The 26,635-nt window shown below is 36.6% G+C and carries 26 protein-coding genes and 2 pseudogenes; 20 read left to right on the top strand and 8 right to left on the bottom strand.

Features of this window, described 5'->3' with window-relative positions:
• Positions 1-55 precede the first annotated feature (55 nt).
• Positions 56-1,594 carry a glycine betaine uptake BCCT transporter gene (locus ACQKN3_RS06990; RefSeq protein ID WP_427710420.1) on the bottom strand — a complete coding sequence of 513 codons (1,539 nt, stop codon included), beginning with the start codon at positions 1,592-1,594 and terminating at the stop codon, positions 56-58.
• 245 nt (positions 1,595-1,839) lie between these two features.
• On the opposite strand from ACQKN3_RS06990, the gene ACQKN3_RS06985 reads away from it, so the two are divergent.
• Genes ACQKN3_RS06985 through ACQKN3_RS06970 form a run of 4 tightly spaced genes read left to right on the top strand, consistent with a single transcriptional unit; the run spans position 1,840 to position 6,370 of the window.
• The gene (locus ACQKN3_RS06985) at positions 1,840-3,405 is read left to right on the top strand and encodes a spore germination protein (protein ID WP_427710418.1); all 1,566 of its coding nucleotides are present in this window, start codon (positions 1,840-1,842) and stop codon (positions 3,403-3,405) included.
• Entirely contained in the window at positions 3,402-4,448 is a 1,047-nt protein-coding gene (locus ACQKN3_RS06980; RefSeq protein WP_427710416.1) for a GerAB/ArcD/ProY family transporter, read from the top strand. Before ACQKN3_RS06985 ends, ACQKN3_RS06980 begins: the two co-directional genes overlap by 4 nt.
• Positions 4,424-5,485 carry a Ger(x)C family spore germination protein gene (locus ACQKN3_RS06975; RefSeq protein WP_427711629.1) on the top strand — a complete coding sequence of 354 codons (1,062 nt, stop codon included), beginning with the start codon at positions 4,424-4,426 and terminating at the stop codon, positions 5,483-5,485. The genes ACQKN3_RS06980 and ACQKN3_RS06975 overlap by 25 nt, the downstream gene beginning before the upstream one ends.
• Before the next feature lie 48 nt (positions 5,486-5,533).
• Positions 5,534-6,370: an MBL fold metallo-hydrolase gene (locus ACQKN3_RS06970; protein WP_427710414.1), complete on the top strand. Its 837-nt coding sequence runs from the start codon at positions 5,534-5,536 to the stop codon at positions 6,368-6,370.
• A gap of 87 nt (positions 6,371-6,457) precedes the next feature.
• Here the strand turns inward: ACQKN3_RS06970 and ACQKN3_RS06965 are convergent, their stop codons facing one another.
• Positions 6,458-7,315: a manganese catalase family protein gene (locus tag ACQKN3_RS06965; RefSeq protein WP_427710412.1), complete on the bottom strand. Its 858-nt coding sequence runs from the start codon at positions 7,313-7,315 to the stop codon at positions 6,458-6,460.
• A gap of 258 nt (positions 7,316-7,573) precedes the next feature.
• On the opposite strand from ACQKN3_RS06965, the gene ACQKN3_RS06960 reads away from it, so the two are divergent.
• From ACQKN3_RS06960 to ACQKN3_RS06940, 5 genes are all read left to right on the top strand, one after another.
• Positions 7,574-9,568, top strand: a complete 1,995-nt coding sequence (locus tag ACQKN3_RS06960) for a catalase (RefSeq protein ID WP_427710410.1) — start codon at positions 7,574-7,576, stop codon at positions 9,566-9,568.
• A gap of 327 nt (positions 9,569-9,895) precedes the next feature.
• On the top strand, positions 9,896-10,951 hold the full coding sequence (locus ACQKN3_RS06955) for a YkvI family membrane protein (protein WP_427710408.1): 1,056 nt from the start codon (positions 9,896-9,898) through the stop codon (positions 10,949-10,951).
• A 241-nt stretch (positions 10,952-11,192) separates the two neighbouring features.
• Positions 11,193-11,411, top strand: a complete 219-nt coding sequence (locus tag ACQKN3_RS06950) for a helix-turn-helix transcriptional regulator (RefSeq protein ID WP_251688564.1) — start codon at positions 11,193-11,195, stop codon at positions 11,409-11,411.
• Positions 11,408-11,770, top strand: coding sequence for a hypothetical protein (locus ACQKN3_RS06945; protein WP_427710406.1), 363 nt, complete (start codon positions 11,408-11,410; stop codon positions 11,768-11,770). The genes ACQKN3_RS06950 and ACQKN3_RS06945 overlap by 4 nt, the downstream gene beginning before the upstream one ends.
• Positions 11,771-11,782: 12 nt before the next feature.
• Positions 11,783-12,061, top strand: a complete 279-nt coding sequence (locus ACQKN3_RS06940; protein ID WP_427710404.1) for a DUF3784 domain-containing protein — start codon at positions 11,783-11,785, stop codon at positions 12,059-12,061.
• A gap of 44 nt (positions 12,062-12,105) precedes the next feature.
• On the opposite strand, the gene ACQKN3_RS06935 is transcribed toward ACQKN3_RS06940, so the two are convergent.
• Genes ACQKN3_RS06935 through ACQKN3_RS06925 form a run of 3 tightly spaced genes read right to left on the bottom strand, consistent with a single transcriptional unit; the run spans position 12,106 to position 15,143 of the window.
• The gene (locus ACQKN3_RS06935) at positions 12,106-13,656 is read right to left on the bottom strand and encodes a YndJ family protein (RefSeq protein ID WP_427710402.1); all 1,551 of its coding nucleotides are present in this window, start codon (positions 13,654-13,656) and stop codon (positions 12,106-12,108) included.
• Positions 13,625-14,233 carry a DUF4166 domain-containing protein gene (locus ACQKN3_RS06930; RefSeq protein ID WP_427710400.1) on the bottom strand — a complete coding sequence of 203 codons (609 nt, stop codon included), beginning with the start codon at positions 14,231-14,233 and terminating at the stop codon, positions 13,625-13,627. The genes ACQKN3_RS06935 and ACQKN3_RS06930 overlap by 32 nt, the downstream gene beginning before the upstream one ends.
• A 1-nt stretch (position 14,234) precedes the next feature.
• Positions 14,235-15,143: a DoxX-like family protein gene (locus ACQKN3_RS06925; protein WP_427710398.1), complete on the bottom strand. Its 909-nt coding sequence runs from the start codon at positions 15,141-15,143 to the stop codon at positions 14,235-14,237.
• 174 nt (positions 15,144-15,317) lie between these two features.
• On the opposite strand from ACQKN3_RS06925, the gene ACQKN3_RS06920 reads away from it, so the two are divergent.
• From ACQKN3_RS06920 to ACQKN3_RS06910, 3 genes are all read left to right on the top strand, one after another.
• Positions 15,318-15,950, top strand: coding sequence for a hypothetical protein (locus tag ACQKN3_RS06920; RefSeq protein ID WP_427710396.1), 633 nt, complete (start codon positions 15,318-15,320; stop codon positions 15,948-15,950).
• A gap of 94 nt (positions 15,951-16,044) precedes the next feature.
• Positions 16,045-16,422 carry a peptidylprolyl isomerase gene (locus ACQKN3_RS06915; RefSeq protein ID WP_427710394.1) on the top strand — a complete coding sequence of 126 codons (378 nt, stop codon included), beginning with the start codon at positions 16,045-16,047 and terminating at the stop codon, positions 16,420-16,422.
• A gap of 29 nt (positions 16,423-16,451) precedes the next feature.
• Entirely contained in the window at positions 16,452-16,853 is a 402-nt protein-coding gene (locus ACQKN3_RS06910) for a hypothetical protein (protein ID WP_427710392.1), read from the top strand.
• A gap of 118 nt (positions 16,854-16,971) precedes the next feature.
• Here the strand turns inward: ACQKN3_RS06910 and ACQKN3_RS06905 are convergent.
• Both ACQKN3_RS06905 and ACQKN3_RS06900 read right to left on the bottom strand, forming a co-directional pair.
• Positions 16,972-18,258 (bottom strand): annotated as a pseudogene (locus tag ACQKN3_RS06905) (alkaline phosphatase family protein).
• 4 nt (positions 18,259-18,262) lie between these two features.
• On the bottom strand, positions 18,263-19,510 hold the full coding sequence (locus ACQKN3_RS06900; protein ID WP_427710390.1) for an MFS transporter: 1,248 nt from the start codon (positions 19,508-19,510) through the stop codon (positions 18,263-18,265).
• Between the two features lie 155 nt (positions 19,511-19,665).
• Between ACQKN3_RS06900 and ACQKN3_RS06895 the strand changes: the two genes are divergently transcribed.
• The 3 genes from ACQKN3_RS06895 (at position 19,666) to ACQKN3_RS06885 (ending at position 22,812) form a co-directional block, all read left to right on the top strand.
• Complete coding sequence (locus tag ACQKN3_RS06895; RefSeq protein WP_427710388.1) at positions 19,666-20,838, top strand: MDR family MFS transporter; 1,173 nt, start codon at positions 19,666-19,668, stop codon at positions 20,836-20,838.
• Positions 20,839-21,011: 173 nt separating this feature from the next.
• Positions 21,012-21,677, top strand: a complete 666-nt coding sequence (locus ACQKN3_RS06890; protein ID WP_427710386.1) for a metal-dependent hydrolase — start codon at positions 21,012-21,014, stop codon at positions 21,675-21,677.
• A gap of 148 nt (positions 21,678-21,825) precedes the next feature.
• Positions 21,826-22,812, top strand: coding sequence for a GGDEF domain-containing protein (locus tag ACQKN3_RS06885; RefSeq protein WP_427710384.1), 987 nt, complete (start codon positions 21,826-21,828; stop codon positions 22,810-22,812).
• Positions 22,813-22,984: 172 nt separating this feature from the next.
• Here ACQKN3_RS06885 and ACQKN3_RS06880 read toward each other — a convergent pair whose 3' ends face one another.
• Positions 22,985-23,842 (bottom strand): XRE family transcriptional regulator, encoded by an 858-nt coding sequence (locus tag ACQKN3_RS06880; RefSeq protein ID WP_427710383.1) that lies wholly within the window; start codon positions 23,840-23,842, stop codon positions 22,985-22,987.
• Between the two features lie 415 nt (positions 23,843-24,257).
• Between ACQKN3_RS06880 and ACQKN3_RS06875 the strand changes: the two genes are divergently transcribed.
• The 5 genes and pseudogenes from ACQKN3_RS06875 to ACQKN3_RS06855 form a co-directional block, all read left to right on the top strand.
• Positions 24,258-24,809 carry a sigma factor-like helix-turn-helix DNA-binding protein gene (locus ACQKN3_RS06875; protein WP_251688522.1) on the top strand — a complete coding sequence of 184 codons (552 nt, stop codon included), beginning with the start codon at positions 24,258-24,260 and terminating at the stop codon, positions 24,807-24,809.
• Complete coding sequence (locus ACQKN3_RS06870; RefSeq protein ID WP_251688520.1) at positions 24,802-24,969, top strand: YvrJ family protein; 168 nt, start codon at positions 24,802-24,804, stop codon at positions 24,967-24,969. The genes ACQKN3_RS06875 and ACQKN3_RS06870 overlap by 8 nt, the downstream gene beginning before the upstream one ends.
• 14 nt (positions 24,970-24,983) lie before the next feature.
• Complete coding sequence (locus ACQKN3_RS06865) at positions 24,984-25,169, top strand: hypothetical protein (protein WP_251688517.1); 186 nt, start codon at positions 24,984-24,986, stop codon at positions 25,167-25,169.
• 369 nt (positions 25,170-25,538) lie between these two features.
• Positions 25,539-25,760, top strand: a complete 222-nt coding sequence (locus ACQKN3_RS06860) for a hypothetical protein (protein WP_427710380.1) — start codon at positions 25,539-25,541, stop codon at positions 25,758-25,760.
• Between the two features lie 26 nt (positions 25,761-25,786).
• Positions 25,787-26,635: pseudogene (locus ACQKN3_RS06855) on the top strand (hypothetical protein); the annotation flags it as partial.

The following is a 26,635-nucleotide window of genomic DNA, read 5'->3' as shown; positions in this document are numbered from 1 at the left end:
ATAGTATTAAAAAAAAAGCATCGCAAATTTGCGATGCTTTTTTATTTGGGATATATTAGCTCTCTTTCTTGTGAGCATTCGAAGGTGGCTGTTTTTTCGGTCGGATGTAGAGACCTAATTTTTTCCGCTCAGCCATTAATGATTTGTAAAGCGAAAGTATCATCAGCAAAATGATGAACGAGAATGGGAAGGCGACAATAATCGCCGCATTCTGCAGTGCGGTCAGACCACCTGAGAACAATAAACTTGCCGCAATCGCAGCCTGTAAAATTCCCCAAATCAACTTAATTCTGAATGACGGGTTCATCGAGCCGAATGTTGTTTGCATCCCTAATACGAATGTAGCAGAATCGGCTGAAGTAATGAAGAATATCGCTACTAGTAAGAGCGCGATAATCGACAAAATAAAGCCTAGCGGCATCTGATCAAATACACCGAATAAAAGCTGCTCTGTCGGTAAATCAACAAGCCCTTCATCTTTTGTCAAATATGTTTCAATCGCCGTCGTACCAAACGTAGCAAACCAGAAAATACTAACAAGTGTTGGTGCTAAAATAACACCCATTAAAAATTCACGGATTGTTCGTCCTTTTGAAATACGCGCAATGAAAATGCCGACAAATGGAGACCAGGACATCCACCATGCCCAATAGAAAATCGTCCAGCTGTTAATCCAATCACGGCTGCCCGCATCACCCGGTTCCATACGTAAACTCATTTGTACGAAGTTTTGTAAATAACTGCCGAGTCCTGAAGTAAAGTCGTTCATAATGGCAACAGTAGGACCAATAAATAAAGTCAATATTAATAAGACAGCTGCCAAATAGAGGTTCCAATTACTTAACAGTTGAATTCCTTTATCAAGACCGGTTGAAGCGGAAATGATAAACAATACCGTAACGATAACAATGATGATTAATTGAACAGTAAAGTTGATTGGAAGGTCAAATAAATAGGAAAGACCGCCATTAATTTGCTGTGCACCTAAACCGAGTGTTGTGGCAACACCGATTACTGTAGCGAAGACCGCGATAATATCAATTATATATCCAATAGGACCCTTTGTTTTTTCACCGAAAAGAGGAAAAAGTGTGGAACTTATTAAACCGGGAGCCCCTTTACGGAAATTGGAGTAGGCGAGTGCCAATGCGACTACACCATAAATGGCCCAAGCGGAAATTCCCCAATGGAAGAACGTGTATCGAAATGAATCTTTCAATGCTTGCTGGGAACCTTCAGGAGCCTGTGGGGAACTAATAGCAAAATGTGATAATGGTTCTGCTGCCCCCCAGAACACTAAACCAATTCCCATTCCCGCACTAAATAGCATCGCAAACCATGATGCATTGCTGTAGTCCGGCCGGTCAGTCGGCTTACCAAGACGTATGGCTCCAACAGGACTCAATATAAGGAAAACACAAAACGCAATAATGATTGCAACGACTAATAAATAATACCAGCCAAAATTATAAGTAAGTAAATTTTGAATGTTCTTGGTGACATTTTCTAATGTCTGTGGAGCAATTACACCGACTAGAACAGCCAGCATTACTAACGTAAACGAGCTCCAAAAAACAATGCCTACTTTTTTCATTTTATAACCCCCGTTCAATAACTGATGAATTCATTTCCGAATTTGAAAAATAAACACTTTTTTTCATTTATTAATTGTAAAAGTATAATAAGTAATTAAATTTTTACAATTTGCTCTGCTTTAAAATGTTTATACACAAATGAAGCCAATCTTTCTTTATTTTTCCCCCGTTTTTGCTCCTTAAACAAAAATGAATAACTCTTTTAAAAATATCCTATACTTGTCAAAAAAGGGGGGGAGTCGTATTGACACAAACAATGGAAATAAAGCAGGAAATTAAACGACTTAATAAGCAATTCCTCCATTCATCAGACTTTGTTGCAAAAGAAATTAAGCTTGGTAAAGAAGAAAACGTCATTTTATGTTATTACTCATCACTTGTTAATAAAAAGGATGTCGAACAAAGCCTTATTAATCTGAAGCAGTTGAATGGTTCTTCCTCGCAAGAAGATCAGGAAAAGAACGAACATACTGACAAACCGAAACAAAGTGATACAGAAGATAACGAAATTGATAAAGATGATGCACAAAATAAAGAGATAAGTGGTACAAAAATTAATAATGATTATGCTGCAAAAAAACAACTGGCTAAAGATGAATCGGTAATAATCACTACTGAAAAATATGATGAGCAAAAACTGGTTGATTATGTTTGTAACGGTGAAACGTTAATTATCCTATTGCAGTCAAACCAAATGATACGTTTGAACAATGCAGAATTTGCCCACAAAACACCTGAAGAGCCTGAAAATGAGCAAATTCTAAGAGGATCGCATGAAGGTTTTGTTGAAAATTTTGAAGTGAATATGCAACTGATTCGAAAACGTATAAAAAATAATAAGCTTGTTGTAAAACAAATCACTCTTGGAAATGAGACTAAAACAACGGTTTACTATATGTTTGTGGAAAATGTAGTTGACAACGAGGCTCTTAAAACGGTAGAAAACCGATTAAATGCGGTTGATGTCGATATGTTTTATAGCATCGGGCAGCTTAGTGACTATTTGGAAGATCAAGTATGGTCTCCGTTTCCACAACTTTTGAATACAGAACGCCCAGATCGTGTTGTAGCAAATATTTTGGAAGGCAAAATCGCCATAATGACCGATTTATCACCAAATGCTCTCATTGGGCCTGTAACATTTTTTTCTTTTTATCAAACACCGGATGATTTTAACGCACGCGTATTTGTCGGAACATTTTATCGGCTGATGCGACTATTCAGTGTCTTTTCCGCCATTTTTTTGCCGGCATTTTATATCGCCATTGTAAGCTTTCATTTTGAAATTTTGCCTCTTGAACTTGCAAATAAAGTGAAGACGGATATTAACCAGATTCCATACCGGCCGCTTATAGAAGCGATGATTATGGAAATAACGATTGAATTGATTCGTGAGGCGAGTGTTCGACTGCCGAAATCGATTGGACAGACAATCGGTATTGTTGGGGGGCTTGTAATTGGGGATTCGATTGTGAGCGCGGGGCTTGTATCAAATTTAATGGTAATTGTCGTAGCATTTACAGCAATATCAAGCTTTGTAGTCCCATCTGTCGAACTCAACACAACTATTCGAATGCTTCGTTTCCCATTTATGTTTTTAGCATCACTTTTTGGTTTTTTTGGAATTGTCATCGGAACATTTTTATTAGTTGTTCATTTATTGAATTTAAGCTCTTTAAAACATCCCTATTTTTCACCCATTATTCCTTTTGATCCAGTTGGAGTGAGAAAGATTTTTTTCCGAGGACCTTATTATGGAGCAAATAGGCAGGCAAAAGATTTTTCAATGAAAAAGGAAGATAAAGCATGAGTGTACAGTTGACAAAGGTTCAATTATTTCTTCTGATGTTCGTTATACAAACTGGCTTTGTCTATATATCCGTTCAACATCAAATTATCGAGCATGCACATCGGGATGCTACAATTCAATATTTAATAATAGCTATTGTTTTTTTCCTGCAATTATTATTTTATGAACGAATGCATCAATACCTCTATTTAAATAGTTTTGTAAAAGCAATTTATCTGATTTATTGGACGATTTATATTACGGTTTTTGTCAGTTATATTACGTATGTATTAACGATATGGGTGTTTCCAAATACACCTACATTGGTTTTAATAACAATATTTTTATCTGTATGTCTTTATGCCAGTATCAGTAGACCTGAAACTGCCGTTAATATAGGTGTTGTACTAATTCCAATGCTTTTATTGTTTTTAATATTCATGTTTTTAACAGTGCCGAATTTGAATGTGACCAATTTGCTTCCTCTTTTTTATGATAGGTCAAATACTTGGTTTAAAGGTTTTATTTATTGTACTTATGCATTTGGCGGTGCAGAAACGTATATAATTCTTCGAAAGTATTTGGAGAGTAATGGGAAAATTTCCAAAAAGGCAATTGCTATTTATTTCATTATCTTAACAAGCTTTTATTTATTATCGATATCTTTTACTTTAATGTATTTTTCACTAAATGAAATTACACTCATTCCTGAACCAATTTTGTATATATTACACTCTGTTGAAGTGACATTTGTAAAACGGCTGGATTTGTTTTTTGTATATATTTGGCTTTCCTGGTCATTGGTTACAATTGTCAATTATGTACTTGTGATGCGCCTCGTATATTTTGAGAAGAAAATAAAATCACCTAAAATAAAGCTATTAATTTTTTTTATCGTTGTTGCCATATCAGCCAATTTACTTATCCGTTTTTCAATAATTGATTTTTTTAAAGTTTACTTAGTTTATGGTACTGTTCTTTTTACCTTTTTGTTGCCGATGATTATTATTCTTTTCAATAGAGTGAGGGGGCGAACTTTATCCGAATCGGAAAAATCATCTTAATAATAACACCACTTATACTAGCGGGATGCTGGGATGAGAGGCTTTATAAGAATTCATCCGTCGTATCGCTTACTGGCATAGAAGGTGAAATAGGAGAATTGACTGCTTATTATGCCTATCCGGAAGCTACAGCAACAGAAATGAAAACCATTGTTATTTCCGGTGAGGGGGTTTCACCTCGTGATGTACGTCAGGATGCAGAGTTAAAAGTTGAGCAGACGATGGATTTATCTGTTTTATCAACAGTTCTTATATCAGAGGATACCGCAGAACATAATATTTATGAGTATTTGGATATTTATTTTCGGGATGCAAATAGTCCGATAACATCAAAAATGGCAATTATACAAGGGGATTTAAAACCGTTTTTTGAACTAAGCGAAAATAAGCAAAATACTGCAGGAGAATTTTATGACCGTTTTATTACAAGTTTGGAAGATAACTCTTTTGTAATACCTTATACATTGCAAACAGCTTCTACTGTAATTTTCGAAGATGCTCAGGATTTGGCTTTGCCCTACTTGAAAATGGGTGAGGATAATCGTCCCAAAGCAGAAGGGGTTGCCTTATTTTCAGGTAAATCTTTTACTGGCAAGACTTTAAACGCTGATGAAGGATTATTATTAAGTATTTTAAATGACTCACTTGGTTTTTCAACGCGTATTGCTTATTTATATAAAGATAGTCCTTTAACTGTCCGGGTCAATAAATTAAAAAGAAAGCTTAATATAACAGAAAATAATATTGTAATTGATTTGAAAATCGATTTTATGCTTTCTGAATTCCCTCAGGATAACATAGATAATGCAAATTTAAGAAAAGAGCTGGAAAAATTTCTTCAGGCAAAGATTGAGCAAGATTTGAACGAAGTCATTAAAAAATTGCAAGAAGCAAAGAGTGATGCCATAGGACTTGGACGCAGTGTTCGAGCATTTCATCCGGAATGGTTTAAAAAAGATTGGAACGAGCGTTTTTCAGAATGGGATATTTCGGCTAAGCTAAAAGTAGAAATTGTGAAAACGGGTATATTGGAGTAACTGTAAACAACAAAAACACAGTTGAATATTTGAAAAGGAGTGTCATCGATGGAAAAAAATATGAACTACGGCAACGATTATAAATTTATTCCTGCTACATCTGTACAAAGTGGTGTGAGCCAGGAATTATTGCCAGACTTGTACGCACATACAATTCAAATCGCCAATATTGCTTTTTACAGTTGTCCAGGAAGTAACGACTTTGTCTTAATAGACGCGGGGATGCCGAAAAGTGCAGAAGAAATTATTTCTGTAGCGGAAAAAAGATTTGGCAAAAATGCAAAAGCAAAAGCAATTATTTTGACACATGGACATTTTGATCATGTAGGCGCAATTATTGAACTTGTTGAGCACTGGCAAGTACCGGTTTTCGCTCACAAATTAGAACTGCCGTATCTAACGGGCTTAGAAAATTATCCGGAGCCGGACTCTACTGTTGATAGTGGGTTAGTTGCTAAAATGTCACCGATGTTCCCGAATGAAGCGATCGACTTAGGGGAATCTGTCCAGGAACTTCCTCCAGATGGTACCGTACCTTTTATGGAAGGATTTAAGTGGATTCATACACCGGGACATACACCTGGACATGTTTCGTTATTTAGGGAGCGCGACGGAGCACTTATTGCAGGGGATGCATTTGTTACGGTCAAGCAGGAATCCTTATATAAAGTATTTACCCAGGAAAAAGAAGTGAATGGACCACCAAAGTATTTGACGCCGGACTGGGGCGCAGCTTTTGAATCAGTAAAAAAGCTGGCAGCGTTAAATCCTTCTGTAGCGGTTACAGGACATGGGGTGCCGATGAGCGGGCCAGAGCTAAGCGAGGGCCTGCGTAAACTTGTCGATGATTTTGATCAAATAGCATTGCCAAAGAATAAGAAATAAGATAGTTTAATACAAAAAAATCATCCATTTACTCAGCTAATGAGCGAATGGATGATTTTTTAAAGTATATAGATAGTGGGGTTCAAATTAATTATTCAAATCATATAACCCAGGACTATGTTCATTTGGCATATCTGGCATTAATGGCACAGGGAAACCTACTGGTGGCGGTGTTACTTGATATTGTCCGCCATTTCGGCTTGGAGATTGTCCTTGGAGAATTTCACCTATTCTTGTCGGATCCAGACGGAAGTTAAATTGACAGTTATGGTAACCCATATCGACAAATTTCCGGCATTCAGGATATTTGTTGATATCATAATTCGGTACCGGGAATAGTTTGCCCCAATTTACGCCTAATGTTTCGAGTGCTTTGGCAAAAGCGTTTTGATGTGCGTTATCACGAACAATCAAAAATGCGAGCGTTTCACGGAACGTTTGGTTTGAGCTCATTTCATAAATTCGAGTTTTTTGCAGTACTCCTGTAGATTCCAATACGAGGTTATTCAGTAAATCGGCGATGAGGTTGCCGTGTGAGTAAACCCATGATCCATTCCATGGATTTCCTGCTGCATCTACAGGCAATGATGCTTGTGCGCCCATAATAAAATGGTGGGGATTTGCATGGCGGACCGCTTCATCTAATGGGGAATGGTCCATTCCATTGTTACCCGGAGCTGATGACTCTCCGGAATCGTTCAATAGCTGATTGATTGTATTTTGAACAAGCTCGACGTGGGCAATTTCTTCTAAGAAAATACCGCGCAGCAAGTCTCTAAATTGAGTATCTTTTCCTCGGAAATTGGAACTTTGGAAGAAAAATTGCATCATTGTGCGCATTTCCCCATAATGTCCGCCTAAGATTTCCTGTAAAACACGGGCAGCTGCCGGATCTGGTTTATCCGGTTTAATAATATTGATCAGTTCTTCTTTGTAGTAGTACATAGTTTCCCTCGCTTCTTTCATGGTATTTCATAAAGAATGCATTTTTCACATCCTTTTGAAAGTAGTATGTTCAATTCAAAGGAAGACATGCCAATTTTTTTTATAATTTAAGTTAGAAGGTACTAACTTTAAAGAATTAAACATTACGATTATATTTCATAGGACTACTTTTCGGGAAATAGGGTAGAAAAGTAACAGAGATGGTTGAGTATAACTAATCTTGTGGAACTTGCTATTTTGGAATTAGGAGGATGTAAATTGGAGAACAACAATAAAAAAGTCGAGCAATTGAAACAGTTTACTACGAAAGATGAAGGTCAGCCGCTAACAACGAATCATGGATTAAAGTTAACGAATGACGAGCATTCATTAACGATAGGTGAACGTGGCCCAACAATTATGGAGGACTTTCATTTTCGTGAAAAAATGACCCATTTTGACCATGAACGTATTCCGGAACGAGTAGTACATGCCCGAGGTTCGGGGGCGCATGGTGTATTTGAAAGTTATGGCGATGCATCAGATATAACGATGGCTCATTTTTTAGGAGAGAAAGGTCGCCAAACACCTGTCTTTGTTCGATTTTCAACAGTAGCAGGATCACGAGGTTCAGCAGAAACAGTTCGTGATGTGCGAGGATTTGCGACGAAGTTCTATACAGAAGAAGGGAATTATGATTTAGTAGGAAATAATATACCCGTTTTCTTCATTCAAGATGCGATTAAATTCCCTGATTTCGTTCATGCGGTAAAACCGGAGCCGCATAATGAAATTCCTCAAGCGCAAAGTGCTCATGATACATTTTGGGACTTTATTGTCAGTAATGAAGAGACTGCACATATGACCATGTGGCATTTGTCGGACCGTGCAATTCCAAAAAGCTATCGAACAATGGAAGGATTTGGAGTCAATACATTCCGCTTTGTCAATGCCAAAGGGGAAGCCCACTTCGTAAAATTCCATTGGAAACCTGTATTCGGTGCTCATTCTTTAGTATGGGATGAAGCTCAAAAAATTGCGGGGAAAGACCCGGATTTCCATCGCCGTGACCTTTACGATAATATTGAAGCCGGAAACTTTCCTGAATATGAACTTGCTGTTCAGCTAATTTCACAAGAAGATGAGTTCAAATTTGATTTCGATATTTTAGATCCGACGAAAATTTGGCCGGAAGAATTGATTCCTCTTCGCAAACTCGGAAAAATGACATTGAATCGAAATACTGATAACTTCTTCGCAGAAACAGAACAAATTGCTTTCCATGTAGGGCATGTTGTACCGGGAATCGATTTTTCAAACGATCCTTTATTACAAGGCCGTTTATTCTCTTATACAGATACACAACTGATTCGATTAGGCGGGCCAAACTTCCATGAATTGCCGATTAATCGTCCTGTATGCCCATTCCATAATAATCAGCGTGATGGGTATGGTCGAATGACGATCAATAAAGGACGTGTGGCATACGGGAAAAACAGTTTACAAAACAATACACCGCATGTAGTGACGCAAAAGGAAGGCGGCTATGCTCATTACCAGGAAAAAATCGAAGGACGAAAAGTACGAGCTCGAAGCTTATCGTTTGAAGACCATTATAGCCAAGCGCGTCAATTCTGGTTAAGCCAAACGGATGTGGAAAAACAGCATATTATAAATGCTTTCAGTTTTGAACTTGGGAAAGTAGAAACAATCGAAATCCGCAAAGCAGCAGTCGATATGTTTGCTCGTGTTGACCGTGCAATGGCTGAGCAAATTGCACAAAATATCGGGGTTACACCACCAGATGAATCGATCCAGCAAGTTGCGGATCAACAGCCATCTGATGCTGTGAGTATCTTAAAAAATCAGGTACCATTTTTAAAGTCGAAAAAAGTCGGTATTATTGTTGATACAAGCAGCAATTTGGAAGAACTTATCATGCCATTGGAAAATGAAGGCGTTACAGTTGAGTTGATCAGTGATAAACAAGGAAGAATCGGTGAGCGTGAAATTGATCACACGCTGGAAACGGCAGATCCTGTACTTTATGATGGTCTAATTGTTGCTGCAAATTTTGAAAGTGTCGTGCCTAAACGTAAAGTTCAACGATTTGCTGATGAAATTTTCAACCATTATAAAGCATTAGGGTATGCTTCAACTGAAATTTTAGATAAAGACTATGCAAATACACCTGGTGTCGTAGCAGGTATTTCAGAATTTGTAGAAGCATTGAAAAAAGGTCGCCACTTTGACCGAACAAATGCAACGGGTTGATTATTCTTAGAAGATTTAAGAATTACAAAGACTAAAAAAACATTTTTCTCATTGAGAAAAATGTTTTTTTATTGAACTATGTTTCAATCTATACCTCTATTTTCCTACTCACTCTCTAAAAAATGAATATTTTGAATAATAAAATATCGTAATAAAAGTATGCTATAATATTAAAATTGTAATTAATTTTGTGTCGGAGGAGGGATAACTAGGGAGAAATTTGAAAAGGGCTATAATAATCGGAAAAGTCGAAATGGGGATCATGGCCTTAGTAATTATTTTAAGAAAATACATATTGATCGAAGGATTAAAAGGGGAGTTAGACGTGTGAAAAATATATTGAAAATTGCAAGCGCTTTTATTGGCGTGATCGTAGGCGCAGGATTCGCTTCAGGACAAGAAATACTGCAATACTTTACGAGCTTTGGAATACTCGGGATATTCGGAGCTATTTTATCAACGGTACTGTTTTCGGGTATTGGTATGCTTTTAGTATGGCTTGGCAGTTATACAAAAACGACATCTCATAAAGACGTTATTTACAGAATTAGCGGGCGATATCTTGGAACTGTAATCGATTTTATTCTTATTTTTACGTTGTTTGGTGTAGGTGTCGTGATGCTGGCTGGAGCCGGTTCGAACTTAAATCAACAGTTTGGTTTACCGGTCTTTGTAGGTACGACTCTTATGACAATACTCGTATTACTAACAGGTTTTTTGAAAGTAAATCGGGTTGTTGCCATTATAGGAAGCATTACGCCGGTTCTCATTATTTTTGTTATATTTATTGCGATCTACAGTTTTCTAACGATGAGTGGAACTTTTACATCGTTAAACGATGTAGCGCAAGCAACACCGACTACTTTACCAAACTGGTTTATTTCCAGTATTAATTACGTTTCATTTAATATCGCGGTTGGAGCTTCAATGTCAATTGTAATGGGCGGAGCTGAAAAAAATCCAAAAACGGCAGCGATAGGCGGATTGGTTGGAGGACTTATTTTAGGAATTCTCATATTATTAATTCATTTAGCTATTTTCTCGAAAATCGAAGAAGTTGGCACGTTGGACATGCCGATGCTGGGAATTGTGAGTAATTTATCGCCGACACTAGGTATTATCATGTCATTAGTTATTTTCGGCATGATTTATAATACAGCGGTTGGAATGTTCTTTTCTTTTTCAGCACGTTTTGCGGAATCAGGAACACAGAAATTTAAAACTTTCTTTACGATTACAATGATTGTTGGTTATCTGGCAAGTTTTGTAGGCTTTACTGGTCTAGTGAGTTATTTCTATCCTCTGATTGGTTATCTGGGGATTATCCTCATCCTTGCTTTAGTGGCAGCACCCTTTATTATTAAGAAACAAGAAGCACGATAATTTTCTATTTATATATGCAAAAAGCTACCTTTTTCTGATAAAGAAAATTGGTAGCTTTTTGCTGTATTAAAAATTTGATTTTCATTTTAGTACCCACAGTTTTAACGGATTAAGTGTCATATATAATTGACTAAGTTAATTTATATGTTACAATATTAGGTGAAAGGTATTTTTTTCCTGACTTTATCATGACAGCAGTTTCAACAAAGTGACATCGATTTTAGGAAGGGAGGGTGTTGAATTGAAAGATATTCAAATACAAAACTGTGTAAAATTAAGAAGAACTGAATTGGGCAATTTAACACAAAGTGATTTAGCAAAGCAGATTGGTGTCACGAGACAAACGATGAATTTAATCGAAGCACAAAAGTATAATCCTACAATTAAAGTATGTTTGCTGATTGCGAATGCACTGGATACTTCTATTGAAAAATTGTTTTGGATGGAGGAAGAATCATGACAAAGTTATTCACCTATATCCCGGTTCTTTGCTGTATTATTGTTATTTTATTTATTGAAAGTTCATTATTGAAATGGATTCTGTTAGCGGGAATCGGTTGTTTAATGTTATTTGCGAAGTATAAGCGAGGTAAATTAATGAACGACGAGCTCGAATTTGATGATCGCGTAAACGCAAATATTTCGAAATGGTCATTACGAAGCATGATTATGTTAAATACACTGCTCATACTGATATTAGTGATTGGAAGTAAAGGGGACATGAATTGGACGATAAATATAGAATTGATTTTGGTGTATTTGGTAGCTACACTTTGCATTCCATTCTATATTATTCCAGCAGTTATAAAAAACTTTTAGGGGGACTGGGAAATGGAGATGAATTTGGTTTTAATTGGCGTAGTATTTTTAGTGCTGGGTTATTTAGTCGGAGTTAAAAAATTAACATGGCTATTAGCGGGGTATAATGAAAAGCGAGTAAAAGATAAAAATAAATTGGCTCTACTTGTCGGTGGAACATTTGCTTTACTAGGCATAGGAATCGCCATAAGCGGATTTGCAGGCATACAACAAGCAGAAACGATTATGTATGTTACAGTGGGCATCATCTTACTTGAATTGGTATATGTTAATGTAAAAATGGTTGAATAAATTTTACCCGGCCCCTTTATTGTACTTAGGGAAGCCGAGTATTTTTATTTTTTCCGTATTTGATAATCAATATGTAAAAACTTCATACCAAACAGTTTCATCTCATGGGTTGCGGTAAGGGTTCCTTGTTGTTCTTTAATCACAAAGTACTCATGTAACGGCAATTTGAATACATAAGAGCCGATCGCCAAATACGTACCGGCATCGCCTTGTCCATCACTTGTTAAGTACAGTGCACAGTCTTTTACGGAAAGCTGCAATATACCGTGCATTGTAGAGAAGGGCAGGGGCAAAGCAATATTCATATAGGTATTGGAGGCATCATGATGCTTCGAATATATCGCGTTGAATACCGGGTCACCATTAATCGATCTTTGCCAGACGCGCGGCTTTTCTCGGCCGTCATTTTGCGGATCAACTTGCCAAATTTCTCCGTCCATCACAATCGATTTTGAAGAGAACGGTAAATTCAGCTGTCCCATTTTCCTGCTAATGAACTGATACACAAAAGCAAAAGGTTTAAACCAAGCAGCCCATTTAACAGACGCTTTTAATTCAAAGTTTGTAGTACGTTCATAAAACTCACTTACCAATTCAGGAATGTTCTCTTTATTAACATAAGATGCCATATCATCGACCAATCCACGAGCCGGTTTGTTTGTTGGAGAAAATCGCCCGCGAATTTTACTTATTGGAAATGTATAGTCACGATGTTTTGAAGGTGGCAGTAATAAGCTCCAAGCGATCAATACAGAAATACCAAACCCTAAACAATTTAAAAGACCATGGAAGTCCAGCATATCCGGAATATCAACAAGATTCGTTCCTGTTAAATTGCTGTATGCGTATAAAAGCGACCAAATAATTGTAAAGCATAATGTCAAAAATGCCAGTCGGATGAACAGACGCTGCATACGCTGCAATGGCCATTTCATAACAAAAAAGCTAATGCTGAAGATGGCGACTACATATAGGCTAACAGAAATGATTTCAACAATCCTTGAAAAGGTAATCCCGACAGCTACTAGCATTGGTCCTGCAGCGATTACGGCGCAGCAAAACTTGTAATAGCGGGTCATATGAAGACGCCCAATCAAACCGACTGTTATGCATAGCAGAAAGGCCGAGTAATGAAAATGAATAGCGGTCAGCCATGTAATAATCGGACTGAACCCTGTATTCAGCTGCAGATGAAATGCCAAAAACCATAGTCCACCCATCACAATATATATTAGACCGATATCTATCATCATTTCAGCTGTATTGACAAAGCCTCTTCTCAAAAATCGTTTGACCCCATGGGAGGCAATAATAAGGGTACTTAGTAAGTAGGTAAGTACACAAAGCAGGATGAGGAAATCGTTTTGTGTGAAATATAGTATTGTAACTGCAAACTGACCAGTTGCAATAATGAATTTTTGCCAATTTTTCAGTAAAACTAACTGTTCCAGTATGACTGGAACAAAGATTAGTTGAGCTAGCGTCAAATAATAATACATAGATGTTGGTGCGTTAAATAATAGAAGCCAAGCCATACAAACAAGGCCAATGATTGTTAAAGGTCTACTGAGCACAAGGCGTAAATTGACCAGCATACATCATCATCCTTCCAATAAGATCATTATAAATGGAGACATGAATCGTATACACATCGAGCACATCATCATACCCTTCCGTTACAACAACTCGGCCTGTCAGTTTCTTCGGCAAGCCAACTTCTTTTTGACCGATTACGGCACGCTGTTCTGCGGAGCGGATCATTAAGGAACCGTCCTTTGTAACATCCATTTTTAAATCGGAGTAGAATAATGCCGGATCCCCTAAATAATCTTTTACGATTTGCCGTTCCAAATCGACTGTCATCGTTGCATTGAATTTGCGTATTGCCAGTGGAAAATGGAAAGTGCGCTCCCAATAGACTTCGGCTTCCTTTTCATTGTTCATTCTTGCGGTATTCGTTATTGTAAAAGGAATTTCCTTGCCGTATTCGGGAAAAAGGAAATTTGTTTTCGTAAACAATTGATACATCGTTCGTAAAAAACGTGGTCCGGAATGAATAACTTGCATTGTTCCTTGTGCATGAAATGGATTGCCTAATGGAAGGCGGTATCTTTCCTGCAACTTTGGATGCAACCTGTTAAAATCATTGGCAAGCAATGTTTCGTAAATCATATTAAGCACCTCTTTTTCGTTTGCAAAATCTTGCTGTCGGTAATTCTTTTGTCAGCAGTAAAGTAATAATTGAAGCAACCCACAAACCAATGTTAAATGTAACGACATTAAATGGAGCTGTTGCAACAGAAGGTGCAGCAATAATTGCGCTTAATGTCAGCAATGGGAATAATAAAATTTGCGCCTTTATCAGCAGCGGTTGCAATTTCGGGATCAAAAAGAGTAACCCGATGATCATCTCCAAAATACCTATCCAAATAATGGCCGTTGATGCTTGACCTAACGTTAGCGGTGACAGTTTCATCAGCATATCAATTTCAAGCGGATGCTTCATCCATACTTTCGGAATGAGACCTTGGTAGAGCCATGTAAAACTGAACAGGAAGCACAGTAAATAATAGCTGAAAAATCGCCGGTATTGGGTTGCCGGTTTTTCTCCGATTTCAATCCACCTAGCCAGTACATTAAAACTAAGTGCAGTTGCCCAACCGATAACAGGGCGGAACAGTAGATCAAATAATTGCCCCAATCGACCGAACCGGGCGTCATAGTCATACTGGGTCAGAAAGGTTACGCGGTCGCCATTCGGGATATATTGCCAATAGCCGCGTCCTTCCTTAATAGGGGAAATCAGTTGCGGTGTCCCGAAATGGAGAGATGAGGTTCTAACACCACTTGCTTTTTCATGTGTACCTTTACTTTCACCCCAACCTGCAACTGACAGGCCCGGCATTATTTTAGTTGTATATGTAAAAGTTTGAGGCGCGTCTACATGCTGTTTTTCATTGTAGATGATGGATGTAAAACGTAAATCCCATTGTTCATGCAGGTCGGGCTGTTGTGTATAATGCCATACTTCTTCAATCGAGCTGTCTATTACGGTTTCCACATAAATCGGCTTTTTCTTCAAGACATTCAGCTCCTCTATCAAAATGTATTTACTTATTCATCATACCTTAATATCATTACTGTGATTAGTCAGAATTTAAAGGGAATGAATTTACCGGAAAAAATGTTAATCTATTACTTTATCAAGTATTATAAGAGTGGATAGATCAAGTAACCGATTTTAAGGGAGGAAGCAATGGACTTTATTTTGGATTATAAGTGGTTTTTCCTCATTACTGCAGAAGTTGTATTCTGGGTATGTGCGATTGCCTTTTTGCTCTTGCGCTACTGGTTTCAGCTAAAAAAGCTGAGTTTATTCGTTTTTATTATTTTTATCGTAAATGATTTATGGATTGCGCTTTTGGCTTATTTTGATTATCAGCGAACAGGTGAATTTTCGATTTATCAAATTATTATTGTCATCATTATTGTGTATGCGATGACATTCGGGAAATCCGACTTTAAAAAGCTCGATGCCTTTATAAAAAGGTGGGTTGCTAAAAAACGAGGGGAGCCGATCAATGAATCACTCCAACCTGTTAAATTGTATGGTAAGGCTTATGCGATACAAGAATGGAAGCAATTTGCGGGGCATTTCGTAGTTTTTATCCTTGTTCATATAGGATTTGCTATTGCGGTCGGCTTTTCAGACAGTTTGCAGCAAACGCCCCTGAATGAATTATTCGGAATGTGGTTTGATGACGAGAACGGTAATTTCCCTTTTAACAATGAAGGGATCAATAAATTCAGTCAAGTATGGCTGCTTATTCTTACCATTGATTTTGTAATTACATTATCGTATACATTATTTCCGAAAAAGAGATCATAAAAGTGATATTTTAAATCCGGCGAACCAAACATTTTAAATTTAACAAATAGCCACTTGTATAAAACGAGGGCCAATCAAGGAATGGGGACTTAACTTGAGAAAACTATTATCATTAATGTTTGTTTCAGTAATAATATTAGCAGCTTGTAGTTCATCACAATTGAGTATTACGGAAGTGCAAAAAATTCCTACAAAAGTGCAAGAGATTATTGATACCGATTACACATTGCAGCTGATTAATGACAGTAAAAGCGATGTGAAGTATATTATTTTTCAATCTGCAGGAACAGTAACAGCTGAAATTGAAGAGAGGGGTAACATATTAGATATAAAGTTGGAGACTGAAAACGAAGAACATAGTGAGTTAAAACAATACGTCTATAAAATTACTCGTGGTGATGCACAGTATGATTCAATTAATGTAAAAATAAACGGTCAAGATACACCTATAGGTAATTCCACAGGTTTTTAAAGAGTCGGCTAGATTAGATGGAGGAAATTTTGAAGAAATTATTAATAGTGTTTGTTATACTAATTTTATTTTTTATTGTAAAGGGATTTAATAGTAATTCCCCTAATCCAATCAAAGCGGATTACTTCGATATCGGTTATGGGCAGAGCTTGTATGAGGGTCTAAACAAAGTAGATAAAGAAACGGTCCAGTCACTTGTGAAGGCTTACAATCAAATTGAAGATAGTGGACAGACAAACGTGGAAATTGATTATGATAAGGCGTTAACGATCCATTTTATTTATAATGACCAAATATCAGGGACTTTAGTGATCGATGATATGGGGATTTTCCATCTGGGAGATCGTTCTGGAAATTATCAAATCGATGCAAATAATGATATTTATGAAAATGCATTAGACATTTATAATGAAGTGAAGAAACAATATTAAATTTTCGTGATAGAGACTTTATAAATTAAAACTATTACTATGCAATAAAAATCCCTTTTGATTTATTCAAAAGGGATTTTCTAAACACTTTTTTATGGGAGAAGATATATTGGCTATATTATCGCTTAAAAATTTCAGTCAATGCTCTGCCATCTGTATTTCTAAAGTCCAAATCTAAAATATGCGCAATTGTCGGACCGATATCAACGACACAAGCTTCGCCAATATGAGAACCGGCTATAACACCGTTGCCGGAAATAATAAGGTTGCTCGTATAATCGGGTTTGTTTGGTGAGTAGCCGTGTGTCGCATACTTTTTGCCGAGTGCATGTAAATCGATGATAGCTTCCTGTAAATGGTCATCTTCAAAGGCATACCCTTCTTTTGCTTCAATCATATATCGGAATGTACTGGCTATATGAAATTCCTGCAATTCCTGAGTACCTAAAATGGCTTCTATACCGTAAGATTCTTTCCGTGCAGCATCCTGTAAAATGGTAAGGGCTATTCGTTCTGCTTCCGTATCGTCTTGCTGTACATGTAAATAAGCGGCTCCACCTGCACCTTGAACATATGCGCGCCAATGCCATTTTCCGTTTTTCTCATAAATAAGACCTTCTTCGTATAAAATCCGATTCAAATACACTTTGTACTGAACATCGAGCTGACTATGGTCTCCGACGATTATAAAAGTCGTTTCTTCATAAATATCTGCATCTTTTGTCGCCTGGACAAGCTCTCCTATTCGGCGATCCATCCGTTCAATGACTTCTTCAATATGAGGTCCATTTGTTCCATGTAAATGCTTCGTATCATCGAGATCAATTAAATGCATTAAAAGTAAATTCGGCTTTTTCTTTTTAATCGTATCTACTGCACATAGGGTTGTGAAATCATCCAAATAAGGCTGCTGAATCCCTTGCCGAACTTTTCCGTACTTCATTTCCATTTGCAATGTAAACAATTTACTGCCGCTTTTCAGTATTTTTAGTGCCTGGTTTTCATTTTTTATCGCTTTTATTTCAGGGATATTAAAGTTAATATTAGCTTTTCCTGATACTGGCCACAAAAGCCCGGCTGTCGTTAGTCCTTTTTCTCGAGCTACTTCATATACAGTTGGAGCTTGGATATCACTGCGGAACCAGTGCCAGTTTTGCTCGTTTTCAGGGACGAAAGGCTAAAAAGGATTATTATGGAAAACCCCGTGCCGGTCTGGATAGACACCAGTCACATAGGAACTGTGTATGACATACGTGAGGGTTGGGTACACACTTTTCAGTAAATTTGTAGAGGCCCCTCGTTCAATCAGTTTGGCTAAATTCGGTTTAGACGCTGCACTTTCCCAATTATCCTTAGAAAAGGCGTCATACGAAACAACGATCACATAATTACTTTTATTCTGCATCTGATCACCTTACTAATTTAGTTTGTTCATGCGCATCTTTTGGCAGCATTAAAAAGACTATGAGCCCAATTATGAATAGAGGGATAATCGATAAAATGCTATATCGGGCATCACCAGTCATCGTTGTTGTCAGTGCCATTAGAAAAGGTCCGATAATTGCAGCAAATTTACCGGAAATATTATAGAAACCAAAAAATTCGTTGGAACGTTCTTTCGGAATAATTTTACCATAATAGGAACGGCTTAATGCCTGAATACCGCCTTGAGCAGATCCAATCATAATGCCTAAAATAAAGATATGCCACATTTCCGAAATGAAAAATGCTGCGATACAGGCGATGACATAAGTCGTTATCCCGACAATAATTAATGCCCGTGTCGAATATTTTTTAGCAAGCGACCCATAAAGCAGCGCAAACGGGAACGCTACAATTTGAATGACGAGTAAAATGGCCAAAAGCATAAAGGTATTTAATCCATCGGAACCTAAAACACTTGTCGCGTATGGAACAACCATTTTTATAATTGTATCGACACCATCGATATAGCAGAAATAAGCGATTAAAAACATGAATACTATTTTATAGTCTTTAATATTTAAAAAGGTTTGACCTAGACGTTTGAAACTATTGCCGATCGGATTTGGTTCGGGTTCTATATAGTGGCGCTGTTTGACGTCTTTAATCATCGGAATCGTCAGTAATCCCCACCATAGCGCGGTAATACAAAATCCGATTTGATATCCGATCGCTGCATCCATCCCCATGATTAAGATGACGACTAAACTAATCCCAAATGGAATGACACTTGAAATATAGCCGAAAGCAAAGCCGGATGATGATACTTTATCCATTTTCTCATCTGTAGTCACATCGACCAAGAAAGAATCATAGAAAATATTGGCGCCGGCAAAGCCGATACATGAAAGAATGTACATGACGATTAAAAGCTGCCATTGCCCGCTATCCGGTGAAATAAATGTAAAGGAAAGAGTAGAAATAATGCCGACTAACGCAAAAAATGTGAAGAAACGTTTCTTCTTGTCCTTATAATCAGCAAAGGCTCCTAAAATAGGACTAAGAACGGCGACAAATATACTTGCGAGTGAATTGAAATAGCCTAAATCCATGTTGTTCACACCTTGAAACATCCCAAAGACAATGGGGAAAAGGGCGGTCGTGATCGCAATGGAATAAGCAGAATTCCCGCAATCGTATAAAATCCAGGACTTTTCTTCTTTTGTCAGCTTCACTTACATAAAACCTCCCAACCTACTATTTTCAGTCATTATACCATTATCTTGTAATTGATAAGTGGAACCAAAAAGAAATTTCATATTAAAGAAATATTCTTTACGCAAACTCTGTATAATGGAAGTTATCTCTAAAAATTTACAGGAGGCGGGCTATGGCAAGAATTATTAACTATTTTCACCCACTTGTATGGATCATATTAAGTGGGACGATTTTTGTACGGACTGCGAGCTTTATGGCAATCCCGTTTTTAGCTTTATATTTACATAATGAACTTCAAGCCTCGCCTTTATTAATCGGGGTTACTATTGGGATTGCCCCTCTGTTTTCAACATTCGGCGGATTAATCGGCGGCTATTTAACTGATCGATTCGGACGAAAAGTGGTTATTGTTATTACGGTCTTTATATGGAGCCTTACATTCGTTGGGTTTGCACTAGCTCCTTCAGCTGGTTACTTTGTCGTGTTGAATGCGGTGAATGGGTTATGCCGCTCATTTTTTGAACCGGGTACTCAAGCATTGATGATTGATTTTACGGAAGATCCGAAAAAAAGACGGTTATTTTCTGTACGCTACACGGCCATTAATATTGCGGCCGTTATGGGTCCATTGCTTGGTGTATGGGTCGCAAGCTTATCAAGCCCGGCGACACCTTTTATGATTACCGGAATAATGTATGCTTTGTATGGCATATTTTTACTCGTCGTGTTAAATCGCTATGAAATGAAACAAAAAAGACTTGGTTCAAACCAACAAATCCGAACGATATTACGTGCAGTTATCCAAGATCAAAAGCTGTTGCTGTTTATCGCAGGAGGTATTTTGATTACAGTTGGTTATTCCCAGTTCGACTCGACACTGCCGCAATTCATTAATATGAATGTGGAAGATGGGGTGAAGCTCTTTTCCTATGTGATTGTCGCAAACTCCATTACAGTGCTGGCATTTCAGCTGCCATTAACAGTATTAAGCGAAAAAATTTCAATTTACAGTTCCCTGAAAATCGGCGTTGTCATTTTTGCGGTCGGATTATTTCTGTTTGGTGTTTCCGATAGTTCTTGGATGTTCATTGCGAGTATGATTGTATTTTCAGTTGGAGAGATTTTCTGTTTTCCGATGATGAACGCGGTTATTGAGGAAATTGCACCTGAGGATCAGAAGGGAACATATCTTGGTGCGTCACAGTTTAAGAATATAGGAGGATTTATCGGACCAATTATCGGTGGCTGGCTGTTAACGGTTCATATAGATTATATGTTTGCGATTATTTCATTAATCATGCTTTGCAGTATTTTTATATATAACCGCGCTCAAAGACTGGCTTGAAATGTTGAACAACGGTAAGTAATAAAACAAATGGACAGCTCATAAAGTGAATCAGGTTCCTATAATGAAAAAACTTGATTAATAGAACTTCGTTAAGTACAATGAACACTTTGAATACATAAGAAGTTCGCGGTATATTCCGTTAAAAGACTTTACAACAAAGAGGTGACAACATGAAAGGTCGAACACATTTAACAATTGGTTTAGGAATCGGAGCAGTCGCATCTGTCAGTCAAGAACCAGAAATGATCCCGGTCGTTTTAGCTGTGTCCGCTGTGGCTTCGCTTGCTCCGGATCTGGACGGAAACAACTTGTTGAATAAACATGTAACGAAGACGGCGAAAAAAATAAAAAAGGGCGGACAAATGGTCGGTGGAATCATAATGATTCTGTCCTTGGCAGCCTACTTAAATCTTTTGCCTTTTCTGGATGGTGAATGGTTTACCCAACAAAATAAACTGCTGTTTTTAGCATTGGGCGCAATTATTATCGCATTGTCCATGAGAAGTCAGGAAACGCTGAAAAATATTTTAATGACTATTTTAAGTTTATTCCTTCTGTATTATGCAATTACCGATGAGCTGTGGTGGCTCGTACTGTTTGCTGTATATATAGGGGCAGCTGGATGGTTTCCGCATCGAGGGTTTACCCATACAATTTGGGCAGTGGTCTTTTGGGCATATATGTCCCATCTGCTGGAAGTGAGTACAGGCGCGGAAAATTTAGCAATCATCTCAACGATGGCGTATTTATCTCATATTTTAGGTGATATGATGACGGTAAAAGGCGTTAAATTTCTCGCTCCGATTACGAATAAAGTATTTAAAATACGAATATAGATTTTAGGGGAGGTCTTTCATCAGTTTCAATGAACTGTCGGGAGATCTTTTCTTTATTTAGTTAATTATTATTCAACTGCATAAGCTATAATAAATTAAATGTTTACAATAATTTTTGCCCAATACGGATGTTAGAGGAAGGTGAATTATGATTGAAATGCATCGTAGAAATTCATTATTGCTTCTATTAATAAGTATTTTTTATTTTACACATATAATAATTAATATTTTTATTGAAGGAATAGAGAGTATATTTCCTCCAGCAATGTTTTTTGGGGTATTTGGGCTCATCATGATATTGCTGATTCAAAAGAAAGTGAATGCCAAATTTACAATGTATGTAATGATCGGCAGTATGTATATTTATTTTTATTACTTGCTTAATGAATCTCCGTATTTAGTAAATTATTTCTTCATGTGGCTCGCACTTCCGCTAAGTGCCATTTATCAACAGATAAAAGCCGTATTGATGGCAGGGGTCGCTTCGATTATTCTTACATTCTATTCATTTTTTTACCTTCACGATGATATTTTTCCGAATGTCATCCAGGAAGACTTTATTTATTTAGTACTGTTTGGAATATTTATAACCATTTTCCTCATTGTTTTCATTCTTAAAGTGAGGGAGGCCAACGACAAGTTACAAGATTTAGCCTACCACGACCCTTTAACCGGAGCAGCAAACCGTTCAATGCTTAAGGAAAAGTTTGATTTGATGAAGCATGAAAATGTCGACTCACTTGCAGTATTGTTCCTTGATATGAACGGCTTTAAAAAAATAAATGATACATATGGACATGAAGTTGGGGATCAATTACTGCAGATTATTGTTTTGAGGATAGATGGCGTATTAAGAGAGACGGACTTACTTTGCCGATTGGGTGGAGATGAATTTGTCATTTTAACGGCTAATATTAATCAATCGATCGTAAAAAAGATTACCGATAGAATAAAATCTGCACTTGAGAAACCAATGATTTTAGATCAACATATAATTCATGTTTCGGCAAGTATTGGATCATACTTCACAATAGAAGTTTTAGATGCAAATTTAGATGAGATGATTAAAGAAGCCGATCGAGCGATGTATAAAGAGAAAGAATTAAGAGGTTTGCCAGACGATACGATTAACTAATTCAAAATCAAAAGCCGTTCAAATTTGAACGGCCTTTTTTGTGTCTGCTTCGTTGCCGTTGTTCCCCATTATGGCTGAGGTTTTTCCAAAAGGCAAGAGGACAACTCGCCGTTTTTACTCCGAACAAATAATTTCATTTAGCAGATGTTTATTTCCTCGTTACAAAACTAAATTAATTTGAGTATTTTTCGACTTCTGTCTCTAAAATAGAAAGCAAATCGATCTCATCCAAAGCTACTAACATATTCATCCCTTTATTTCGCCAATATAATCCGCAATGGCCCAAATTATTTAAACAAATTCCCTTACGTATATAACATATGGACAGATTAATAAAAAGCTTTTCTATTTTACATAGTTCGATAGAATTTTCTAATTGTTTTAAAGCCATATTATAATCTTGTTTTTTTAGATATAACAAGGATAGATTAATTAAAAAATTTATTTTTATACGGTTTATATTCTGGAAATTTTTATACTTTTCAATATGCCGAAAAGCAAATTTTTTCATTTCGACAGCGGTTTCAATTGGAAAAATATAAAGTATAGAATTTAGTAAAAAGATATCGGACAAGTACAAGTCGTCTCTGCGAGATAATTCTATCCAAATGGGCTCGGCAAGTAATTTTGCATGATGAATGTCGTTAGTATTGGCTAATATTGCTAAACTTTTTATTATGATAAATATTTTATTAATTAATTTATCCTCAGGAAATTCCTTTAAGAATGAAATACAACTCCTCTGTAATTGCAATAAATTTTCCGAATTATTATATGTTTGATTATAAAAATTGTTAATGATTTCATCCCTTAAAGGCATGGTATAACCATTATCAATATATCTAAATTCTTCATATGAAGTTTCTATTCGTACTAGAAATTCACTTAAGGTTGAATGTTTAATATCTTTATTTTCACCTAGTTCAAATTTGGAGAAATTACCTTGTGTACAAATATTGTTGGAAACATATTTCTGTGAAAACCCTTTGCCAACTCTAATTTTTTTTAATGTTTTCCCGTAATTGTTCATAATACCCTCCAAATATTCATTTACTAATATTATAAGTTGGCAGGGAGTAATTTATGTAAAATAAGTAAAAAAAGGGGGGTGAGAAAATGATTGAATTAATTATTATCGCTCTGGATTTATGGATAGTAGGAATTGGTGGGGGTTAAAAAGATATTTTCACAGTAACATTTGGTGTAATAAAATGATGGCACCAGTCGTAATAAGATTCCAACTCCTACGCCTGGTGCTCCTCTTTTATTAATGCATTGTATATTTGGAAGTAATTTTAATATCCCTATAATTTTATGTTCTGGTTGTATTATTCTTTAGAAATTCCCCTTTATATAATAAGGGATAAGCATTCTATTCGGTCTTTTTAATTTAAAAACGAACAGAGGTTCATGTTTTATAACTAAAAAGATAAGGGGTATGACGAATGAAGATTTTAAATCCTGATGTCGTGAATAGTAATGTATTTAAAAGGTTTTTAGAAATTGAAGAATATAACAAACTGTATAATGCATACTTACAGGAGCCGACAAGTACTAATGCGGATTCTCTAAATGAACGATTTAAATATTTTGAAAAACTGATTATACGTATCGCCTATATAAAAAAAGCAATTATATATGAATCCAAAAAATTTGATTCAAAGGTAAGAGAGTACAATAAAAAATACGAATTAAATTTGGATGCTCCTATTAATGAAAGTCTGGCAATGGTAGACACAGTTCAAGATGAAAATTCTTATATACAATTCGAAAGTATTTTTGAGAATGACTTAGAGAGCTTGTTGAGTGATGAAATGTTAATAACTTTGTTAAAACGTTTAAATACTAAGCAAAAACAAGTTTTGTATTACCGGTATGTAAACGAGTTAACTGAGAAGGAAATTGCGAAGATTTACAACGTATCCCAACAAGCGATTTCTAAGATGATTCATAAATCAATAAATATATTAAGAGAAGGGAGGGAGGGGAATGATTGAGGGCCAGCTGTTTCAAATATTGGGGAATTTCGGGTTTCCAATTACTATTGCGGTTTATTTATTAATGCGATTCGAAGGAAAAATTGATTCATTACGAAATTCAATTGACTTATTATCGAACGACCTCACTAAGACAAACCATGAAAGGAGTAAAAAATAGAGGGGAGGTTAACTATGGTCGAGCAATTTGATCCAAATGAAATTATTCAATTATTAAAAAGAATTGAACCTGTCATTTCTTATTCTTCACTGCAAACGAGAATGGAAAATCGGGATGACCTTAAGCAGCACCTTTATGAAGTTACCATTAAAACTTTAAAAAATACGGTTTTTGTACAACCAAAAGGATTGTTTAAATGAATAGAATAGCTGGCGAGGCATTTTGATATCTAAGGAGTTCGTTTCATCTTTGGATTATTAAAATGCCTTTTTAATTTATATGGACTTGGATGTTGTAAGGAAACTCTGGTATTACAAGAATGTAAAAATGCATGATACATAATAAATAAGGTGTGTTACCGGATAAACTCTATTATTTGATAGTACTTTAACTTTTATATTTTTCTGTCGGTAATAATAGGGAGAAAAATGTCTTAATTGTTTAGACAATTTTTACTGTCTCGTGATATATGTAAAATTATTTCACCACGTTAAACAGTAAAGGAAATTACATGAAATATCTAGAGCACAAATATGGAAGCGTAACCATTCTATTAAAAGAACTTGATTTTGGCTGAATATATTATTTCTTATATTGCAAAATTCGAAAAATTCGTAATGGAGACATCAACTATTTTAATCAGAGTAAAACAATATCGTAATATAATTTTGTTATATTCTAGACAGGCAGTAGATGGTGCTGCCAAAAAAATTGAGGAATCATTTTACTCGGTTCAATCAGAGGTGAAACGATCAATACCGGGATCAATGAAAAATCCATCCTATCAGTAAAAATACGAATTAGGAGCGATCAAGTAATGAATAAAAAACAAATGGACTCTAAAACAGCAAATAAAAATTTTTCTAAGAAAGTAGCGCCACTCGTGATGTCAACATCATTTATAGCAGCATCATTTTTAGCTGCTGGTGCACCTATTTCTGCAGCGGAATTGGATGCAAAGGATGTAAATCCGGAAATTACTGAACACGCAAAAAATCATGGACAGAAAGTGTCTGAATTTGCAAAGAGCCTGCCAGGTTCTCCTGAAAAAGGGAAGCTTATCAGCCAAGTTGCCCAGCAGAAAACTGAAACTACGGATGAATTAGAAGATAATGATAATATAGATGATACAACGAATGATGTTGTTGAAGATGGTGTAGCAGAAGAGCCGGAGACACCGGCGACTGAAGATGATGTAACAGTAGATGCACCAGTAACTGACGATGATCAAGCACAAGATGTAACAGAAGAACCGACAGCACCAGTAACTGATGATCAAGCGGGAGAAGGTGAAACTGAAGAAAAAGAAACACCGGCAACTGAAGATGGTCAGGCAGAAGAAGTTGTAACTGATGAGACAGAAACACCGGTATCTGAAGAAGAGCAAGCAGACGAGGATGTAACAGAAGAATCGGCAGTACCAGTGTCTGAAGAGGATCCAACAGAGGAGGTTGAAACTGAAGAAACAGAAACACCGGTATCAGAAGATGATCAAACGGACGATGTAACAGAGGAACCGACAGGACCAGTGTCTGAAGAGGAACCAGCAGAAGAAGATGTAACTGAAGAAACAGAAACACCGGTATCAGAAGATGATCAAACGGACGATGTAACAGAGGAACCGACAGGACCAGTGTCTGAAGAGGAACCAGCAGAAGAAGATGTA

Source organism: Solibacillus sp. NPDC093137, assembly GCF_050280445.1.
In the GTDB taxonomy this organism is placed as follows: domain Bacteria; phylum Bacillota; class Bacilli; order Bacillales_A; family Planococcaceae; genus Solibacillus; species Solibacillus isronensis_B.
Note: the sequence above shows the minus strand (reverse complement) of the source record. Positions and strands in the feature narration are given on the sequence as shown.

Bases quoted from the DNA above. Each gene is read 5' to 3' on its own strand.
- ACQKN3_RS06930 (WP_427710400.1), bottom strand. From the start codon at position 14,233: ATGATTTACGAAACATTGCTTGCCAATGATTTTAACAGGTTGCATCCA.
- ACQKN3_RS06870 (WP_251688520.1), top strand. From the start codon at position 24,802: ATGATTGAGGGCCAGCTGTTTCAAATATTGGGGAATTTCGGGTTTCCA.
- ACQKN3_RS06880 (WP_427710383.1), bottom strand. From the start codon at position 23,842: ATGAACAATTACGGGAAAACATTAAAAAAAATTAGAGTTGGCAAAGGG.
- ACQKN3_RS06965 (WP_427710412.1), bottom strand. From the start codon at position 7,315: ATGTACTACTACAAAGAAGAACTGATCAATATTATTAAACCGGATAAA.
- ACQKN3_RS06890 (WP_427710386.1), top strand. From the start codon at position 21,012: ATGAAAGGTCGAACACATTTAACAATTGGTTTAGGAATCGGAGCAGTC.
- ACQKN3_RS06920 (WP_427710396.1), top strand. From the start codon at position 15,318: ATGGACTTTATTTTGGATTATAAGTGGTTTTTCCTCATTACTGCAGAA.
- ACQKN3_RS06990 (WP_427710420.1), bottom strand. From the start codon at position 1,594: ATGAAAAAAGTAGGCATTGTTTTTTGGAGCTCGTTTACGTTAGTAATG.
- ACQKN3_RS06945 (WP_427710406.1), top strand. From the start codon at position 11,408: ATGACAAAGTTATTCACCTATATCCCGGTTCTTTGCTGTATTATTGTT.
- ACQKN3_RS06970 (WP_427710414.1), top strand. From the start codon at position 5,534: ATGGAAAAAAATATGAACTACGGCAACGATTATAAATTTATTCCTGCT.
- ACQKN3_RS06935 (WP_427710402.1), bottom strand. From the start codon at position 13,656: ATGCTGGTCAATTTACGCCTTGTGCTCAGTAGACCTTTAACAATCATT.
- ACQKN3_RS06980 (WP_427710416.1), top strand. From the start codon at position 3,402: ATGAGTGTACAGTTGACAAAGGTTCAATTATTTCTTCTGATGTTCGTT.
- ACQKN3_RS06885 (WP_427710384.1), top strand. From the start codon at position 21,826: ATGATTGAAATGCATCGTAGAAATTCATTATTGCTTCTATTAATAAGT.
- ACQKN3_RS06865 (WP_251688517.1), top strand. From the start codon at position 24,984: ATGGTCGAGCAATTTGATCCAAATGAAATTATTCAATTATTAAAAAGA.
- ACQKN3_RS06895 (WP_427710388.1), top strand. From the start codon at position 19,666: ATGGCAAGAATTATTAACTATTTTCACCCACTTGTATGGATCATATTA.
- ACQKN3_RS06875 (WP_251688522.1), top strand. From the start codon at position 24,258: ATGAAGATTTTAAATCCTGATGTCGTGAATAGTAATGTATTTAAAAGG.
- ACQKN3_RS06940 (WP_427710404.1), top strand. From the start codon at position 11,783: ATGGAGATGAATTTGGTTTTAATTGGCGTAGTATTTTTAGTGCTGGGT.